This window comes from Marinobacter maritimus (assembly GCF_007671675.1).
GTDB lineage: Bacteria > Pseudomonadota > Gammaproteobacteria > Pseudomonadales > Oleiphilaceae > Marinobacter > Marinobacter maritimus.
In genome coordinates, this window is sequence record NZ_VCGW01000007.1 from 79767 (window position 1) to 95505 (window position 15739).

Here is a 15739-nt window from a genome sequence, read left to right on the forward strand (position 1 = left end):
TCAAAAAATTGGAATTATTTTCAGATCCCGTGGCTCGGGCCATCTCCGGCGGGGTAAAGATAGCCGTGAATGGCCGGGCCGGTGGGCTGTCCGGTGGGCGATCCGCCGGGAGGCTCCACGCTGATACCGAAGGTGGCTTCGCGCAGCAGGGCCGGATCGTATTGCTTCAGCGCACCTTTATCCAGCTGCATCTGGTCGCCCAGTACGCCCACAGATTGTGGGTTTGGGCCCAGCTCGTCGGATTTGATCCACAGCTGGTAAGACTTGCCGGGTTGCGGTTCGGCGGTTACCGGACGAATGTTTAACTGGCGGTTTTGCAGATCGACCGTCAGCAGGAATGCCGGCTGTTGGTCGTCGTGCTGGAATACGGCCACAAAGGATTCCGGGGCACTTGCAGGCTGTAACGTCAGCACGGCTACCAGCACCAGCGCAGCGGCAGAGGCCAGTGCTGTGCTCCAGCGCCATAGGTTAAGCTGGCGGCGCAGCGTGACCACTGAAGCGGTATTGTCGGGTTGAGTTGATTGGGCGGCCTGTTGGTCCAGAACACGTTCAATCTCAGCAAACAGCTCCGGACCTGGCTGCACGGGAGCTACGTCGTCTGCCATGCCGGCCAGGCGCTCTTCCCATTGCTGAACTCGCGCATCTACTGCCGGATCAAGCAGGCGGCGGGCATTGAGTGCCCTGCGCTCGTCTGCCGGCAGCGTGCCCAGCACGAATTCAGCAATCTGCATATCCAGGTCGTCGTGTTCGCTCATGATTCCAGACACCCTTTAATGTCCTGCAGTGCGCGGCGAAGCCATGTTTTCATGGTGTTCACCGGTTGCTGGTACTGGCGTGCCAGCTCCTCGCGGGACCAGCCGCTAAGGTACGCCAGTCGCACCATGTCCTGCCGTTCCTTTGCCAACTGATCTATGCACTGGTTCAACTTGCTTACTTCCTGCTGGTCTTCCATCTGGTCTTGCGTTGTGGGTTGCCGGGCGACCCTTTCGTCCATCGCGTCGTCGGTACTGGTTCGGCCGGCTGGATGCTTCCGCAGCTCATCAATGGCTTTGTTACGCGCAATAGATACCAGCCAGGTAATCGGTGAAGCCTTACCTGCATCGAACAGGCTCGCCCGCTGCCAGACTTTAAGATACGCCTCCTGAATCACATCATCTGCCCAGGAACGCTCTTTTAAAATACGCAGTACCACACCCAAAAGTTTCGGCGCCGTCGCTTTATAGAGTTTGGCGAAGGCGGCACGATCCTGTTTCGCAACACGGCCGATCAGCGTACTGATATTGGCAACCGAAAGGGCTTCCGGAGTAGCGTCGGAGGGAGAGCGGGCTTCTACCTTGGGTGTTGAAGAATCTGGTGGCATGGATGAGCAGACCGGAATAGGTTAAATAGGAGCAGTATAGATGAAATGAGACTCCGCCTGTTTAGCTTTTCTTTTCAAGAGCTTCCTTGAGGCCTGCAAACGGGTTGTGCGTAGCGGCTTCCCGCCGTTTCTCGGAGCTGCCTCCGTAGCGCACGAAATCCTCAAACTTGCTGTGTTCTTCGTCGTGACAGTACACACACAATAGCTCCCAGTTACTGCCGTCGGCGGGGTTGTTATCGTGATCGTGGTCAACATGATGAACGGTAAGCTCTCGCAAGTTAACGCGGGTAAACTCACGGGCGCAACGTCCGCACACCCAAGGGTAGAGTTTCAGCGCACGCTCACGATAACCGCTTTCGCGCTTCGCGATATAGTCACGCTGCTCAGCCAGCAGTTTGTCCACCTTGCTTGTGTTGCCTGCGTTCTGGCTCATCAATGCGTCCCTCAGTGTGTTGCTGTTGGCAGGGGTCGTTATTGGATAGGTAATGGCATCAGATCACCAAGTTCTACCCGGTTACGACCTTTGTTTTTGGCACGGTACAGGGCGCTGTCGGCCTGCAGCATCAGGTCTGAAAAGCTGTGGTGATGCTCAGTGAGCTCTATGCCGCCAATGCTGGTGGAGAGGTTCAGGGGCATGCCATTTACATTGGCGCCTTCGTGGCTGATGGCGTTAAGCAGGCGATGGGTAATCGCCCGCACGCTTTCTTCGCCAGACAACGGCAACACAACGGCGAACTCTTCGCCACCAATACGCCCAATGATGTCTTCATTTCGCAACTCGTTTTTCAGGATGCGAGCAACCATCTGCAGCGCTTCATCTCCAGCGGCGTGGCCCCATCGATCATTGACCTCTTTAAAATAATCGAGATCAAGCATCAGCACCGCCATTGGCGTGCCATTGGTGCTTGCTTCTTCAAAAACGCGAATGCCTTCCTGAAAAAAGGAGCGATGGTTGAGCAGTTCTGTGAGCCCGTCTTTCTCCGCCAAAGCGCGTAGTTGCGATTCTGATCGGGTAAAGGCCAGCAGGGGCAGAACGAGCACTGTGGCGGTTGCCAGCAGAGTGTGATTAATCAGAACCAGCCTAAGAACCGTGTCAGTGTTGGCTTGGCTGATGCCCATCCAGTTCATCGCGATCACCAGGCACTGAACCATCATCAGCATTCCATGCAGGGCAAACAGAATCTGCAGTATCCGGCGGGGCAGCGCGGGCTGTGACGCGGAAAAAGCCAGGCAATAAATTGCGAAGCTGAAAATGATGGCCGAGAACAGGGCTGTCAGAAGGCGCGCGCTGAGCGGATCGCTCTGAAAGACCGCAAACAACACAATAAGGTAGCCGGCCAAAGTAACCCTGAAAAGGTATCGCGGCTGTTGGATACGATGCGTTGCACCTCTGGCAAAGCGCTCCAGCCCGGCCAGCAATAATAGGGGAGAAAGCCCCAAAAATGCATGCCCCATGAACACGGTAAACCAGGGTGCGTCGACGAAGGCTCTTGCACCCGCGAGCAGGCTTCCGGTTGCGAAGGCGCCGCATGCCAACGCCCACAGCAGGAAATAGTGCTGGCGGCCCCGGAGATAATAGATTGCCCACAGCAAACTCCCGACCATCAGGTTTATCGCGACGGAGAGCATTATCAAAGTAGGCAGGTGTACGCTAAACCCCATGGGGTACCTTAGTGAACGTTTTGGAAAACGCTTCAGTATAGACCGCATAATGGTATCAAGTCAGGTTATTGTGACCCGGGGAAACCAGATTTAAGGCAGGATTCAATGGCGGTGGATATGTTGTAAAGCTGATTTATTTGTTATGTTGCGAAGCAGGATAGGATTAATTGCAAATCCAACGTGTTAGCGGGAGAGACTGAATCGCACAGCTGTGTGATCGGCGCCGAAGGAGCAACTGCCCCGGAAACTCTCAGGCAAACGGACCGCTAACATGACGACTTTCCGAAGAGCTGTCGACCACTGCGTTAGTCGGCACACCGAAGGAGCAAGCGCCCGTTTTATTTGAAACGGGCCGTGAATCTCTCAGGTTCCGTGACGGAAGGGGTGCTTTCTACCAATGTGCGTAGAGAGGAAACCCTGGACGCTCTCTGGAGATTACTATGAAGCGAATTGCAGTTATTGGCGGTGGCATTACCGGTATCACAACCGCATACACCCTGGCCAAGCGTGGCATGGATGTGACCGTTTACGAGAAGCACCGCTATGCGGCGATGGAAACCTCCTTTGCCAACGGTGGCCAACTGTCGGCGTCCAATGCCGAAGTCTGGAACAACTGGCAGACCATAGCCAAAGGCATCAAGTGGATGTTCCACAATGACGCCCCGTTACTGGTTAACCCCAAGCCCTCCTGGCACAAGCTGAGCTGGTTCGCCGAGTTTTGTGCCGCAATGCCCCAGTACGAAAAAAACACCACCGAAACCGCTCGCCTGGCGATTGCTGCCCGTGACTATCTCTTTGAATGGGCGCAAGAAGAAGGTATTGATTTCGACCTCAAGAAGCAGGGTATTTTGCACATTTATCGCGACAAAGCCGGTTTCGATCACGCTGCAAACGTGTCGAGACTGCTGTCCGCCGGAGGTCTGGAGCGCCGAGCCGTCACTCCCGAAGAAATGCGTGCAATCGAACCCACCTTGGCAGGCACCTATTACGGTGGCTTTTTCACCGAGAGCGATTCAACCGGTGATATCCACAAGTTCACAAACGGGCTGGCAGAGGCAATCGTGCGTCTTGGAGTCAAGACGTGCTACGGACACACGGTGACCGAGTTGAGCGCGGATCAATCCAATGCGTGGGTAACCTCATTTGACGACGAGCAGCAAACCCGGGAAACCTACGATGGCGTGGTGATTTGTGCCGGCGTTGGCAGCCGCGCGCTGGCCGCGAAGCTGGGAGACCGGGTCAACATCTATCCGGTGAAAGGCTATTCCATTACCGTTGAACTGGATGACGAGGCCTCTCAAAAAGCAGCGCCAACCGTCAGCCTGCTGGACGATGCTACCAAACTGGTAACCAGTCGGCTGGGTGACACCCGTTTCCGGGTGGCGGGTACGGCAGAATTCAACGGGTACAACCGCAACATCCGTGATGACCGGATTCGCCCGCTCACCCGTTGGGTAGAGCAATGCTTCCCGGGGGTTTGTACCCGGCGCGTTGTGCCCTGGGCGGGATTGCGCCCCATGTTGCCCAATATGATGCCGCGAGTGGGAGCGGGCAGCCTGCCCACCGTGTTCTATAACACCGGCCATGGCCACCTGGGCTGGACGCTGTCGGCCATTACCGCTGAGATGCTGGCGGATGCGGTTGAAACAGGCTCAACAATCACCCGATAAAATTCCCTTCCCTAATTTGTCATCAGGCATGCCAGATGTTGCCTGATGACAAATTGTTGCTACTATTAATGTTCAATTGAACATCTCGCAATAACAAACCCATGGAGCGGATCCCTCTCCAGATGTTCAATACACCGCATGAGGTTCTCATGCATGAACCGCTCCCGACGGAGAATCACAATGAATTTCTATAAAAAAATGCTTCCCGGTGTACTGCCGTCTGCTGCCTTGGCGGCATCGGTTTTAATGGCGGGGTTCAGTGGACAGGCGCTGGCTGACTGTGAGCGCGGCGCGCTTGACGCTCTGTATTGCGATGAAAACGGCGACATGGTTGCTGACTTGCCCTCCGACAAATCAAAGTGGAATGATCCCGACACGTTAATTTTTGCGTACACGCCGGTTGAAGACCCAGCCATTTACTCCGATATCTGGCAGCCGTTCATTGATCACCTGTCTGAAGTCACCGGCCGGGACGTACGCTTCTTCGCGGTGCAATCCAACTCTGCCCAGGTAGAAGCCATGCGCAGTGGCCGTCTGCATATTGCCGGCTTCTCCACTGGTCCGACGCCTTTCGCGGTCAACCTTGCGGGTGCCGTTCCCTTTGCGCTGATGGGCTCGGATACGGGTCAGTTTGGTTATACGCTGCAGGTTTTTACGCACAAAGATTCCGATATTCGCGAAATCACAGATCTGAAAGGCAAGCGCGTCGCACACACGTCACCCACGTCCAACTCGGGTAACCAGGCACCGAGGGCCTTGTTCCCGGAAATGGGCATTGTCCCGGGTGAAGACTATGAAATTTCCTTCTCCGGCAGCCACGATCAATCCATGCTCGGTGTAGTTGCAAAAGACTACGACGCCGCCCCGGTAGCCTCCGAAGTGGTAGAACGTATGGCCGCTCGTGGTTTGTATGACACAGACGACGTGCGTCTGGTTTGGGAATCGGATCGCTTCCCGACAACGTCTTACAACTACGCACACGACCTGCACCCGGACCTGGTTGAGAAAATCCGCGAGGCCTTTTACACCTTCAAGTTCGCCGGCACCGAGCTGGGTGATGAGTTTGAAGGCGTAGAAACCTTCGTTCCCATCAATTACAAAGATAACTGGAAGGTCATTCGTACCATTCAAGCCTCCAATGGCGTCCAGTACACCCCCGATAATCTTAAGTAAGCAGCACAAGAGCCTCTGACCGACCGTCAGAGGCCCTGTCCGGAGTGAACCACATGTTAGAGATTACCAACCTCGTAAAGCGGTACGGGCAAAACGAACCTGTGCTCAAAGGCCTTAACCTGAAGGTCGAGGGCAGCAGCGTTGTTTCCATCGTCGGCGCTTCCGGTGCAGGCAAAAGCACTCTGCTGCGCTGCATCAACCGATTGGTTGAGCCTACCTCGGGTTCGATCAAGCTGAACGGCCATGAGTTGGTCAATCTTCGCGGCAGCGAATTACGCCATTCCCGCCGGCGCATCGGTATGGTTTTTCAGGGCTTTAACCTGATTGATCGTTTGACGGTTATGGAGAACGTGCTCTCCGGGCGTCTGGGTTACGTGTCATTTTTCCAGGCCCTGACGCGCCGCTTCCCCCAATCCGATATCGACCGTGCTTTCAGCCTTATGGAGCGTGTGGGCATCGCGCATTACGCCGATAAGCGTGCAGACCAGTTATCGGGTGGTGAGCGCCAGCGTGTTGCGGTGGTTCGTGCATTGATGCAAGAGCCTCAGATCCTGCTGGCGGATGAGCCAACAGCCTCGCTGGATCCAAAAACCTCGCAGCAAATCATGAGCCTGCTTCAAAGCCTTGCGAGTGAAATGTCGCTGCCGGTATTGATCAATATTCACAACGTGACCCAGGCGCGGATGTACACTGATCGCATTGTTGGCATGCGCCATGGACAGATGATTTTTGACGGTGAACCCAAAGAGTTCAATCAGGATGCACTGGACGCCATTTACGGTGGTATCGAGTCACCGGAGGAAGATGGCGGTGATTCAGGGCAGCAGGCATCCCCAGCCCCGGAGGCTACGGCATGACATCCGACCGAACTGCAAACGATGCACAGTCGGGCAGGGTCTGGAAAAAGCCTCCATTCATAGCAAACCCCTGGGTTCGCTATGGGCTGGTCGCAATCACCCTGGTTTACCTGTACTGGGCATTCTCAACACTGCCTTTCGATTGGCAGCGTATTTCCGAGGGCTTGCCTCGGGCAGGCAAAATTTTTGGTGGCGCTTTCCCTCCAAGCTTTGAGCGTGCTGGCCTGTTATGGACGGGGTTCAAGGAAAGTTTCCAGATCGCCTTTTTGGCAACCATGCTGGGTGTGCTTCTCTCGGTCCCCATCGCGGTGATGGCCGCCAGGAACGTAGCGCCGTTGCCAGTGTATCTGCTGGGCCGCACCCTGATTATCGTATCCCGCAGTTTCCATCCGGTGATCGTGGCCATTCTGTTTGTTGCTGCGGTCGGGTTTGGCCCAATGGCGGGCATTCTCACTCTGACTCTCTATTCCATCGGATTTGTGGCCAAGTTACTGGCTGAAGAAATCGAGGAGATCGATTGGGGCCAGGTTGAAGCCATGCGTTCGGTAGGCGCCGGTTATATGAAAATACTGGTCTATGGGGTCTTCCCACAGATCATGCCGCGTCAGATAGGGCTGTCCATGTACCAGCTCGACAGCAACCTTCGTGCTTCAGCGGTTGTGGGCATTGTTGGTGCTGGCGGCATTGGCGGCACCCTCATGAACGCATTCGGACGTTACGATTACGATTTCGCCTTTGCCATTTTGCTGATGATTATCGCAATCATTCTGGTCAGTGAAGGTTTGAGCGGATGGGTGAGGAAAAAAGTATGGTAGATCACGCTGCAAAATTGGCCGATCGAGTCTGGTCACGCTATGACCGCAAAGAACAGCTGACGCGCTATGGGGTTTATCTGCTCACTCTGTTCGCTATTGTCTGGGCGGTGCGCGACATCGACATCTTCTGGCCCTGGGTGTGGGACGCACCCAATCAGATTCAAAGCCTGGGCGCACGCATGTGGCCACCAGAGTTCAGTCAGTGGAATGCAATATTCTCCGCCATGCTGGAGACTGTCCACATCGCCACGCTGTCGACCATGTTGACGATATTCATCGCTTTGCCGGTGTCTTATATCGCGGCGCAGAACACAACGCCAAACAAGGTCACCCTGTGGATTGGCCGGTTCATTCTGGTTTCCAGCCGTTCCGTGAACACCATCATCTGGGCGCTGTTGTTTGTGGCTATTTTTGGTCCTGGTGTACTGGCCGGTATTTTGGCGGTTATGTTCCGCTCCGTCGGGTTCATCGGCAAGCTTATGGGCGAGGCCATTGAGGAAATCGATCGCCGCCCGGTAGAGGCTATGGAAGCGACCGGCGCGAGTAAATTCAAGGTGGTGTTGTACGCCATTGTGCCTCAGGTAATGCCGGCATTTTTTGCCATCATTATTCTGCGCTGGGACATCAATATCCGTGAATCTACCGTACTGGGGCTGGTAGGCGCCGGGGGTATCGGGGTGCTACTGCAGGGCTCTATCGACATGTTCGCCTGGCAGACCGTTGCTACCATCCTGCTCGCCATCGTTGTTCTGGTCATTCTGGGCGAGGCGCTGACCAGCGTTCTGCGCAAAAAAGTGATTTGACCTTGAGCAGCCAGCAGCCCGATGTGAACTGGAACGCCGATAATATGGAACACAGTATTGATTTTAGTAACGCAGACATTCTGTTCACCGATGTGGACGATACGCTGACGACCGATGGCCGGCTGCTGCCTGAGACTTATCTCGCGCTTTGTCGCCTGGCGGAGGCCGGTATCAGCGTGATTCCGGTAACCGGAGGCTGTGCCGGCTGGTGTGACCAGATCATACGCACCTGGCCGGTGAGAGCCGTTATCGGGGAAGGCGGCGCTTTCTATGCAGAGCGTACGGCGCCCCAGACCGTGAGCTGGCGCTACTGGGAAGACGAATTGAAACACCGCCGTGACCAGCAAACCATATTGGAGGCGGTTGCAGCGCTGAAGCTGGATTTTGAACCCAGGCTCGCCACCGACCAACCCTTCCGCTATGTGGATGTGGCCGTCGACTACAACCAGCAGCAATCGCTGACGCCTGAACAAGTGGCGGCCATTCACAATGCGCTGCTTGCCCAGGGCTTCAACGTTCGGCAAAGTTCGATTCACATCAACATCTGGCTGGGGGATTTCGATAAATCCACCATGTCACTGCGGGTGGGGCGTGAATTACTGGGCCTGGATACACAGGCGTTGCAGCAACGCGCCATCTTTATTGGCGATGCACCCAATGATGAGAGCATGTTTCGCAACTTCCCAATGAGTGTGGGCGTCGCCAACATTCGCAAGCACCTGCCCATCATGACCCACCGGCCGGCGGCGATTGTAAGCCAGCGCTCGGGGCTGGGATTTGCTGAAATGGCGGAGGCCTGGCTGCGACAGCGTGCAGAACCCGAGCTGAAATAGCCCGGCACACGCCTCGCCTGACATCAACAAGGGTTCTAACCGATTGAGCATTGAGTCTGATGAGCGCCAAAGAACGACAGAGTAGCATCCTGGAATGGGTGAATGAGCAGGAGCATGTCGAAGTTGAAGACATAGCTCAGCGCTTTGGCGTTACCACGCAAACCATTCGCCGTGACATCAACAAACTGTGCGAGATAGGGTTGTTGCGCCGTCGTTACGGTGGTGTCAGCTTGCCCGCCAGCGCTGCCATCGCGCCCACGAAAAACCATCAGGTACGCCACCTGCTGACCAAGCAGCGGATGGCCATGCGCATTGCCGCTGATATTCCGGAAGAGGTCACTGTAAGCCTCGGCGTGGGCAGCACCATTGAACTGGTCGCACAAGCGCTGGCCCATCACAAATCGCTCCGGGTTTTGACCAACAACTTTAGCGTAGCCTCAGCGCTTTCAGCGAATTCCGGCATCGAAGTGATCGTTTCCGGCGGACACTACCGACACAACCACCACGACGTGGTGGGGCCGGAAGTGACCAGCTTCTTCAGCTCCTTCACCACCGATTTCGGCATCATCAGTATTGGCAGAATGGACCAGAAGATCGGCTTGATGGATTACGATATTCGCGAGGCCGAAGCGAGCCGGGCGATCCTGACCAATACCCGCAACCGCCTGTTGGTGGCTGATCACAGCAAGTGGACTCCGAACTCATACTGCAGGGTAGCGTCGTTCAGATACGTTGATCGTTTCTACACCGACGTCATGCCCGACAAGCACCGAACGGGACTACCTGACTCCGTAGACATCATCGAGTGTGGTTCACCACCCTGAGCTCAATCCTTGAACGTAAGCGTTCTGTAAGGGAAGGGGATTTCGATGCCCGCTTCGTCCAGCGCCGACTTGACTGCGGCAACCACCTCATCCCGTGATTTCCTGATGTCCAAGGGTTTGGAACCCGTCCACCAGGTAACCTCAAAGTTTATCGATGAATCTGCAAACTCATTGGCAAATATCTCTACTGGCCGGGTGTCGCTGATCACCGTTTTGCAATCAGTGACCGCTTGTTTGATCACCGACCTTGCCTCGTCTACATCCTCACCGTACGCAACGCCACAAATAATGGTTGTTCTGCGCTGTTCAAGGGCGGTTCTTATGGTGAGCGGGTTCTTGAACAGCATGCTGTTGGGGAGAATCACCAGTTCACCATCCGTTTTACGAATGTGCGTTTCACGCACGAGTATCGCTTCAACCGTACCCTCGTAACCCTCGCATTCCACGAAATCCCCGATGCGCATCTCGCGGCGAACCAGAATGATGATTCCCGCCAAAAAGTTCTCGAATATATCTTTAAACGCGAAGCCAATCGCAACAGAGCCTATGCCTAGCCCCGCGAGCATTTTTGTGGGAGTAAGATCCGGGAAGGCTATGATCGCAGCGATCATGATTCCAATTAACCAGATGGTTAATGAAGAAAATAAAACCAGCAATTCGATCAGGCTAGGGCGCAGATTTGTGCTTTTCAGAATGCTTTTGACTATATGCCTTACCAATTTGGCAAAGAGGTAAGTTATAAAAAGAAGAATCAGAGATATGAATAACTGCGGCAAGATCTCAATAGCACCCCGGCCGATATCTCTAATCTGTGCAATGAGAATATTCATAGGTTCCATCTATCACATGTCCTCTCTCATGATATGCAACCTCCGGAGTGAGTAGGAATCTCAACAAATATAACCTAAAAACTGTGCAATATAGTTGATTGATTATGAAAAAATACCTAACTTGCGTTTATTGTCCATGTTATTCAGGGGGGGACGGTAATGTTCAAAAATATTGCTACTGCAGCACTGACCTTGCTAGTTTTCAATAGCCTGCACGCTGCAACTTTACCCAAACAGAGTTATCTGCCTTTGGAGCTGGCTCAGAAAGCCGTCAATGCTGCGTTAGAAAAATGTTCAGATGACGGCTTTAACGTTTCGGTCGCAATTGTAGACAGAAGTGGCGTTCTACTCTCACAATCGCGTCATCCAATGGCGGGCCCACATACCATTAATAGCAGCTTTGGAAAAGCATTTACATCTGCAAGCGTTGGAGAGCCCAGCGGAAAACTGGCAGACATGATCGGTGGGAAGCCCTTTCTTGAAGGGTTGCGAGATATGGATGAAAGACTCGTTATTCTTGGAGGCGGGTTGCCGATTGTTGTAAATGATGTCCGGGTTGGCGGTATTGGCGTTGGCGGCGCGCCAGGGGCGCACCTGGATGAAGCCTGTGCAAAGGAGGGGTTGAACCTTCTCCAAGGGCCTGCGGATTGATGATGACCATGGTATCCCGGTCGTAGACGCCTTCGTGACCCTGCTGAGCGCTGTGCAGTGATATGTTGCAACTTTCTACAACAGCGCTACAACAGCGCCAGGCATCTTTACTGCACGTTTTCCGCATCGCCAAATTGGTCGGCAAACAGGGTAGTCGAGAGGTAGCGCTCGGCAGAATCCGGCAGTATTACCACAATGTTTTTGCCCCGATGTTCAGGTTGCTGGCCAACCCGGATCGCGGCAACCACTGCCGCGCCACAGGAAATGCCACAGAGAATACCTTACTTCTCGCATCAACCGATGTGCCATGGCGATGGCATCCTCGTTGGTTACGGTCTCCACCTGATCAACCAGACTCATATCGAGGTTCTTGGGTACAAAGCCCGCGCCAATACCCTGTATTTTATGCGGTGCAGGCTTGGGGGCTTCGCCACTACGTACCTGGGTGATGATGGGTGAGTCAGTCGGCTCAACGGCGACGGTGGTGATGGCTTTACCCTGGGTGTTCTTGAGGTAGCGTGACACGCCGGTCAGCGTGCCCCCCCCCCCATGCCAACGCCTGGGTGGATGTGAGTTGCTGGTTCATCATCAGCCTCTTTAATTAAAAGGCATTGGTTCTGGCGAATTCAGGGCAGGCGGTTAAGTTGGGGTTCGTGGACCGCTTACAAGTTTCCAGCAAGGCGCATAGCAGTTTACGAATCGGTAAGCGTTCAAAAAAAGCGCACTGCCGGCCCAAGACCAGAGAATTGGTTGTCTTGATTGATTCCAGTCTGGCTGATCACCAGCTCTTTAAACAACCATCTTTCTTAATTGTTTCTCTGATCATTATTTGCGCAACTCTAAACCGTATGCTTCTATGAATAAGACAGACGAGTAAGATGGCGCAGCCTTTCGCTTAACCTCCAGCAGCTGCAAACCGTCCGCGATCACGCTACTGGTTGGGAAGCTCAGATTCTCGGTTGTCAGTTAAATATTGTAACATTTTTTCCGGGCACCAGGAGTGTCAAGTGGCTAATTGGGAGTCGGTTGCAAATATAGTTCAATCCGCCATTACATCAGCAGCGCTGTTGAGCGGCGGCGTCTGGGCGTACTTTAAGTTCATTTCGGGAAGGGTCAATAAACCTAGACTTGAGCTTAATGTCGAGTGCGATATATTGTTGAATAGTGAAAATATAGCAAGAATTCATATTAAGATATTTTTGAAAAATGTAGGTTTTTCAAAGGTTACAATCGATAAAGATGGATCTTCTTTAGTAATACAAAAAATTGTTAAGGTCGAAAGTTCTAGTTTTAGTTCGGATATAGCGCTGGAATCTGAGTGGAGAGATTTTGGTGCTTTTTCGGTTTTCGAAAAGCATGATTGGATAGAACCGTTAGAAACGATCTGTGATGAAAAGATGATTGAGTGTAAGTCTACCGATGCCGTATTTAAAATCGAATCCTTTATAATGGCTGAAACTCTTCAATGGTACAGTTCATGTATCTCGGAAGGGAAGGTCAGTGACTAAGTAGATTGATTTTCGAGGTGTAATATGAACGGGCCCATGAATCAGAGCGAAAAAGATAATGAAAAAGCTCAGCAATTAAAAAAAGCTAAAGAAGAACAGAAAAAAAGAGAAAAAAAAGCACGAGAGGAAGCGAACGATCAAAAAGAACGCGAAAGGAGAGAGGAAGATCAGCGAAAGTACGAACAGGAAGTAGCACGACAAAAAACCTCAGTGCATCGGCGCGGCAAGTAAAAGAAACAATTTAAAAAATTGTCGGTAAATGGACTGCTATTCCTATATGTCAGCGTAGTTCTGGTATTTGAAACGAGGAAGGCATACCGACGGCTCCTTGTCTGTTTGCCCAATGCTATCAAAGCCAGTCTGATTTGAGGCTTCTCTACAGCCTCAACTTCTGAGTTCAGCTACAGCCTTGGCAACAGAATTGTCTTTACCAGTCGTGGACGCCTTAATGATCCTGCTGAGCGCTGTGCAGTGATATGTTGCAACTCTCTACAACAGCGCTACAACAGCGCCAGGCATCTTTACTGCACGTTTTCTGCATCGCCAAATTGGTCGGCAAACAGGGCAGTCGAGAGGTAGCGCTCGGCAGAATCCGGCAGTATTACCACAATGTTTTTGCCCCAATGCTCAGGTTGCTGGCCAACCCGGATTGCAGCAACGACGGCTGCGCCACAGGAAATGCCGCACAGAATGCCTTCTTCCTGCATTAGCCGATGTGTCATGGCGATGGCATCCTCGTTGGTTACCGTCTCCACCTGATCAACCAGACTCATATCGAGGTTCTTGGGTACAAAGCCCGCGCCAATACCCTGTATTTTATGCGGTGCAGGCTTGGGGGCTTCGCCACTACGTACCTGGGTGATGATGGGTGAGTCAGTCGGCTCAACGGCGACGGTGGTGATGGCTTTACCCTGGGTGTTCTTGAGGTAGCGTGACACGCCGGTCAGCGTGCCCCCCGTGCCTACGCCAGCGACAAAAATATCCACCGCGCCATCGGTATCGTTCCAGATTTCAGGGCCGGTGGTGTCTTCGTGGATCTGCGGGTTGGCGGGGTTGTTGAACTGCTGTGGCAAAAAGTACTTTTCGGGCTCGGCGGCGGCCAGCTCTTCCGCTTTGGCGATCGCGCCGGGCATGCCTTTGGCGGGTTCTGTCAGCACTAAGTCTGCACCCAGGGCTTTCAATACCTTGCGGCGTTCCAGGCTCATGGAAGCCGGCATGGTTAGAGTGATCTTGTAACCTCTGGCCGCAGCGACAAAGGCCAGGGCGATGCCAGTATTGCCACTGGTGGGTTCGATAATGGTCATCCCCGGCTTAAGCACGCCCCGCTTCTCGGCATCCCAAATCATAGCGGCACCAATTCGGCACTTCACCGAGTAGGCCGGGTTGCGGCCTTCAATCTTGGCCCAGATAGTCGCGCCGTCATTAACGCGGTTCAGCTTGACCAGCGGTGTGTTGCCAATGGACTGAGAGTTGTCTTCAAATATACGGGGCATCGTTTATCTCCCTGGTTTTTAAGGATCGTACCATTGCCGGACGGAAAACCAGCAGCGGCATCAGCGGGTAGTTAGGCTCTCTTGTTATTAGCATATCTGTTGGCCAGTTTTATCGGTTTGTTTTAATGGCGACTATGCGTTGGGTAATAGATCTTCGCTAGCGCGGCCGGGCAAAAACCTGGGTCCATAAAGGGGAATATTTCGAGCCCGGCGCCTCAATCTTCGCCGCGCCCATTTCGGTGAATTCGGCACGCATAATATTGGCGCAATGCCCCGGGCTTGAGAGCCACCCATCAACGACTTGATCGACAGAGTTCTGGCCTGCTGCGATATTTTCGCCCACTGCCGACCAGCTGTAATTTCTTTCATCCACCCGTTCGCCGGTTCCAAGACCTTCAGGGCCGGTATGACTAAAAAACTCCAGCTCTACCATATCCTCCGAATGGGCCCGGGCGGCATCCGTGAGCTTGCAGTTCCAGGACAGTGGTTCAGCTGCGTCAAAGTTCTGGTCGCCGCATTGGCGGGGCTGGCTCCGAGCTTCATTGACGCGACTCAGCAACGCCCGATCAGTTTCGTCCATCTCGCAGTCGCCGGCCACAAGAAAACCGGGAAATCCCAGAAAAGCGAGCATGATTACCTTAGCCTGCTTGGACATCTGCGTCTCCTCGCTTTGGGGCACAGAACTCTTTCTGCGCTTTCAGTATCAATAATAGCCGAGGCGCAGAACACTGTGATGGGAGAGGGCTAACCTTTGAGTCCACGCCGTCGCTCCACCTGTTTTACCTCTGGCGACTGATCAATATTTTTCTGGCCTGGCCAAAGGTGCGGTGGGTCTGAAAACGGGGTCTCGGGCGAAGGGCTGGGAGGGTAAGAGGAGCAGCCTCAACGGTCTTGCTCCCGCAGCCGAAGCGTTGATCACGACCCTGGATGATCACAATCCGCCCATCCACCAGGTCGGGGGCCGGTAGCTAACCTTGTTGCTTAATCGTAGTAGGCTTCAACCTTTCCTTTCAGGGTCATCAGAAGCGGCTGTCCGCGACGGTCCAGCGCTTTGGGCGAGGCGATTTTTATCCAACCTTCACTGATGCAATATTCCTCGACATTCGTACGCTCTTTACCATTAAGCTTAATACCAATATCGTGCCCGAAAACTTCAGCTACATGGTGTGGGCTATTGGGGTTTCTTGAAAGTCGATCCGGAAGCGCTGGCAGCGATTTAGTATCGTTCATGGTAGTGACCTGCATTTAATGGAAAGAGCG

The 15739-nt window shown here is 53.6% G+C and carries 18 protein-coding genes, 2 pseudogenes and 1 riboswitch; of the genes and pseudogenes, 10 read left to right on the plus strand and 10 right to left on the minus strand.

All coding sequences use genetic code 11. The annotated features are described in order from the left end of the window. Nucleotides 1-20 precede the first annotated feature (20 nt). The 4 genes from FFI90_RS18840 to FFI90_RS18855 form a co-directional block, all read right to left on the minus strand. Nucleotides 21-755 (minus strand): anti-sigma factor, encoded by a 735-nt coding sequence (locus tag FFI90_RS18840; RefSeq protein WP_144780305.1) that lies wholly within the window; start codon nucleotides 753-755, stop codon nucleotides 21-23. After that, on the minus strand, nucleotides 752-1360 hold the full coding sequence (locus FFI90_RS18845; protein ID WP_144780306.1) for a sigma-70 family RNA polymerase sigma factor: 609 nt from the start codon (nucleotides 1358-1360) through the stop codon (nucleotides 752-754). The genes FFI90_RS18840 and FFI90_RS18845 overlap by 4 nt, the downstream gene beginning before the upstream one ends. A 61-nt stretch (nucleotides 1361-1421) precedes the next feature. Then, nucleotides 1422-1793 (minus strand): YajD family HNH nuclease, encoded by a 372-nt coding sequence (locus FFI90_RS18850; RefSeq protein ID WP_144780307.1) that lies wholly within the window; start codon nucleotides 1791-1793, stop codon nucleotides 1422-1424. A gap of 38 nt (nucleotides 1794-1831) precedes the next feature. After that, on the minus strand, nucleotides 1832-3022 hold the full coding sequence (locus FFI90_RS18855; protein WP_144780308.1) for a GGDEF domain-containing protein: 1191 nt from the start codon (nucleotides 3020-3022) through the stop codon (nucleotides 1832-1834). Nucleotides 3023-3199: 177 nt separating this feature from the next. Next, a riboswitch (glycine riboswitch) is annotated at nucleotides 3200-3298 on the plus strand. A 164-nt stretch (nucleotides 3299-3462) separates the two neighbouring features. Here FFI90_RS18855 and FFI90_RS18860 point away from each other — a divergent pair. From FFI90_RS18860 to FFI90_RS18890, 7 genes are all read left to right on the plus strand, one after another. Further along, nucleotides 3463-4692: a D-amino acid dehydrogenase gene (locus FFI90_RS18860; RefSeq protein WP_144780309.1), complete on the plus strand. Its 1230-nt coding sequence runs from the start codon at nucleotides 3463-3465 to the stop codon at nucleotides 4690-4692. Between the two features lie 180 nt (nucleotides 4693-4872). Next, nucleotides 4873-5865, plus strand: coding sequence for a phosphate/phosphite/phosphonate ABC transporter substrate-binding protein (gene phnD, locus FFI90_RS18865; protein WP_144780310.1), 993 nt, complete (start codon nucleotides 4873-4875; stop codon nucleotides 5863-5865). 53 nt (nucleotides 5866-5918) lie between these two features. Further along, nucleotides 5919-6722 (plus strand): phosphonate ABC transporter ATP-binding protein, encoded by an 804-nt coding sequence (phnC, locus tag FFI90_RS18870; protein ID WP_144780311.1) that lies wholly within the window; start codon nucleotides 5919-5921, stop codon nucleotides 6720-6722. Beyond that, complete coding sequence (gene phnE / locus FFI90_RS18875; RefSeq protein ID WP_144780312.1) at nucleotides 6719-7537, plus strand: phosphonate ABC transporter, permease protein PhnE; 819 nt, start codon at nucleotides 6719-6721, stop codon at nucleotides 7535-7537. The genes phnC and phnE (FFI90_RS18875) overlap by 4 nt, the downstream gene beginning before the upstream one ends. After that, complete coding sequence (phnE, locus tag FFI90_RS18880) at nucleotides 7531-8340, plus strand: phosphonate ABC transporter, permease protein PhnE (RefSeq protein WP_144780313.1); 810 nt, start codon at nucleotides 7531-7533, stop codon at nucleotides 8338-8340. The genes phnE (FFI90_RS18875) and phnE (FFI90_RS18880) overlap by 7 nt, the downstream gene beginning before the upstream one ends. 2 nt (nucleotides 8341-8342) lie before the next feature. Then, on the plus strand, nucleotides 8343-9173 hold the full coding sequence (locus FFI90_RS18885; RefSeq protein WP_246123672.1) for an HAD-IIB family hydrolase: 831 nt from the start codon (nucleotides 8343-8345) through the stop codon (nucleotides 9171-9173). A gap of 59 nt (nucleotides 9174-9232) precedes the next feature. Beyond that, on the plus strand, nucleotides 9233-9997 hold the full coding sequence (locus FFI90_RS18890) for a DeoR/GlpR family DNA-binding transcription regulator (RefSeq protein ID WP_144780314.1): 765 nt from the start codon (nucleotides 9233-9235) through the stop codon (nucleotides 9995-9997). Between the two features lie 2 nt (nucleotides 9998-9999). Here the strand turns inward: FFI90_RS18890 and FFI90_RS18895 are convergent, their stop codons facing one another. Next, nucleotides 10000-10608, minus strand: coding sequence for a mechanosensitive ion channel family protein (locus FFI90_RS18895; protein WP_246123673.1), 609 nt, complete (start codon nucleotides 10606-10608; stop codon nucleotides 10000-10002). Between the two features lie 75 nt (nucleotides 10609-10683). Next, nucleotides 10684-10836, minus strand: a pseudogene (locus tag FFI90_RS20540) (mechanosensitive ion channel family protein); the annotation flags it as partial. Between the two features lie 150 nt (nucleotides 10837-10986). Between FFI90_RS20540 and FFI90_RS18900 the strand changes: the two are divergent. Further along, nucleotides 10987-11478, plus strand: coding sequence for a GlcG/HbpS family heme-binding protein (locus FFI90_RS18900; protein ID WP_144780316.1), 492 nt, complete (start codon nucleotides 10987-10989; stop codon nucleotides 11476-11478). 107 nt (nucleotides 11479-11585) lie between these two features. Here FFI90_RS18900 and FFI90_RS18905 read toward each other — a convergent pair. Further along, a pseudogene (locus tag FFI90_RS18905) lies at nucleotides 11586-12027 on the minus strand (pyridoxal-phosphate dependent enzyme); the annotation flags it as partial. Between the two features lie 458 nt (nucleotides 12028-12485). Here FFI90_RS18905 and FFI90_RS18910 point away from each other — a divergent pair. Both FFI90_RS18910 and FFI90_RS18915 read left to right on the plus strand, forming a co-directional pair. Further along, entirely contained in the window at nucleotides 12486-12986 is a 501-nt protein-coding gene (locus FFI90_RS18910; protein ID WP_144780317.1) for a hypothetical protein, read from the plus strand. A 36-nt stretch (nucleotides 12987-13022) separates the two neighbouring features. Next, nucleotides 13023-13217 carry a hypothetical protein gene (locus FFI90_RS18915; RefSeq protein WP_144780318.1) on the plus strand — a complete coding sequence of 65 codons (195 nt, stop codon included), beginning with the start codon at nucleotides 13023-13025 and terminating at the stop codon, nucleotides 13215-13217. A gap of 290 nt (nucleotides 13218-13507) precedes the next feature. On the opposite strand, the gene cysK is transcribed toward FFI90_RS18915, so the two are convergent. The 3 genes from cysK to FFI90_RS18930 all read right to left on the minus strand — a co-directional run bounded on the left by cysK (nucleotide 13508) and on the right by FFI90_RS18930 (nucleotide 15709). Further along, on the minus strand, nucleotides 13508-14479 hold the full coding sequence (gene cysK / locus FFI90_RS18920; RefSeq protein WP_144780319.1) for a cysteine synthase A: 972 nt from the start codon (nucleotides 14477-14479) through the stop codon (nucleotides 13508-13510). A 157-nt stretch (nucleotides 14480-14636) separates the two neighbouring features. Beyond that, nucleotides 14637-15134, minus strand: a complete 498-nt coding sequence (locus FFI90_RS18925; RefSeq protein ID WP_144780320.1) for a CAP domain-containing protein — start codon at nucleotides 15132-15134, stop codon at nucleotides 14637-14639. A 326-nt stretch (nucleotides 15135-15460) separates the two neighbouring features. Continuing rightward, entirely contained in the window at nucleotides 15461-15709 is a 249-nt protein-coding gene (locus FFI90_RS18930) for a DUF3297 family protein (RefSeq protein ID WP_144780321.1), read from the minus strand. Between the last annotated feature and the right edge of the window lie 30 nt (nucleotides 15710-15739).

Excerpts from the sequence above, each read along its gene's own strand:
- FFI90_RS18890 (WP_144780314.1), top strand. The coding sequence starts at position 9,233 with ATGAGCGCCAAAGAACGACAGAGTAGCATCCTGGAATGGGTGAATGAG.
- FFI90_RS18850 (WP_144780307.1), bottom strand. The coding sequence starts at position 1,793 with ATGAGCCAGAACGCAGGCAACACAAGCAAGGTGGACAAACTGCTGGCT.
- FFI90_RS18840 (WP_144780305.1), bottom strand. The coding sequence starts at position 755 with ATGAGCGAACACGACGACCTGGATATGCAGATTGCTGAATTCGTGCTG.
- FFI90_RS18925 (WP_144780320.1), bottom strand. The coding sequence starts at position 15,134 with ATGTCCAAGCAGGCTAAGGTAATCATGCTCGCTTTTCTGGGATTTCCC.
- FFI90_RS18855 (WP_144780308.1), bottom strand. The coding sequence starts at position 3,022 with ATGGGGTTTAGCGTACACCTGCCTACTTTGATAATGCTCTCCGTCGCG.
- FFI90_RS18900 (WP_144780316.1), top strand. The coding sequence starts at position 10,987 with ATGTTCAAAAATATTGCTACTGCAGCACTGACCTTGCTAGTTTTCAAT.
- FFI90_RS18860 (WP_144780309.1), top strand. The coding sequence starts at position 3,463 with ATGAAGCGAATTGCAGTTATTGGCGGTGGCATTACCGGTATCACAACC.
- cysK (WP_144780319.1), bottom strand. The coding sequence starts at position 14,479 with ATGCCCCGTATATTTGAAGACAACTCTCAGTCCATTGGCAACACACCG.
- FFI90_RS18930 (WP_144780321.1), bottom strand. The coding sequence starts at position 15,709 with ATGAACGATACTAAATCGCTGCCAGCGCTTCCGGATCGACTTTCAAGA.
- FFI90_RS18845 (WP_144780306.1), bottom strand. The coding sequence starts at position 1,360 with ATGCCACCAGATTCTTCAACACCCAAGGTAGAAGCCCGCTCTCCCTCC.
- phnE (WP_144780312.1), top strand. The coding sequence starts at position 6,719 with ATGACATCCGACCGAACTGCAAACGATGCACAGTCGGGCAGGGTCTGG.
- phnC (WP_144780311.1), top strand. The coding sequence starts at position 5,919 with ATGTTAGAGATTACCAACCTCGTAAAGCGGTACGGGCAAAACGAACCT.
- phnD (WP_144780310.1), top strand. The coding sequence starts at position 4,873 with ATGAATTTCTATAAAAAAATGCTTCCCGGTGTACTGCCGTCTGCTGCC.
- phnE (WP_144780313.1), top strand. The coding sequence starts at position 7,531 with ATGGTAGATCACGCTGCAAAATTGGCCGATCGAGTCTGGTCACGCTAT.
- FFI90_RS18895 (WP_246123673.1), bottom strand. The coding sequence starts at position 10,608 with ATGATCGCTGCGATCATAGCCTTCCCGGATCTTACTCCCACAAAAATG.
- FFI90_RS18915 (WP_144780318.1), top strand. The coding sequence starts at position 13,023 with ATGAATCAGAGCGAAAAAGATAATGAAAAAGCTCAGCAATTAAAAAAA.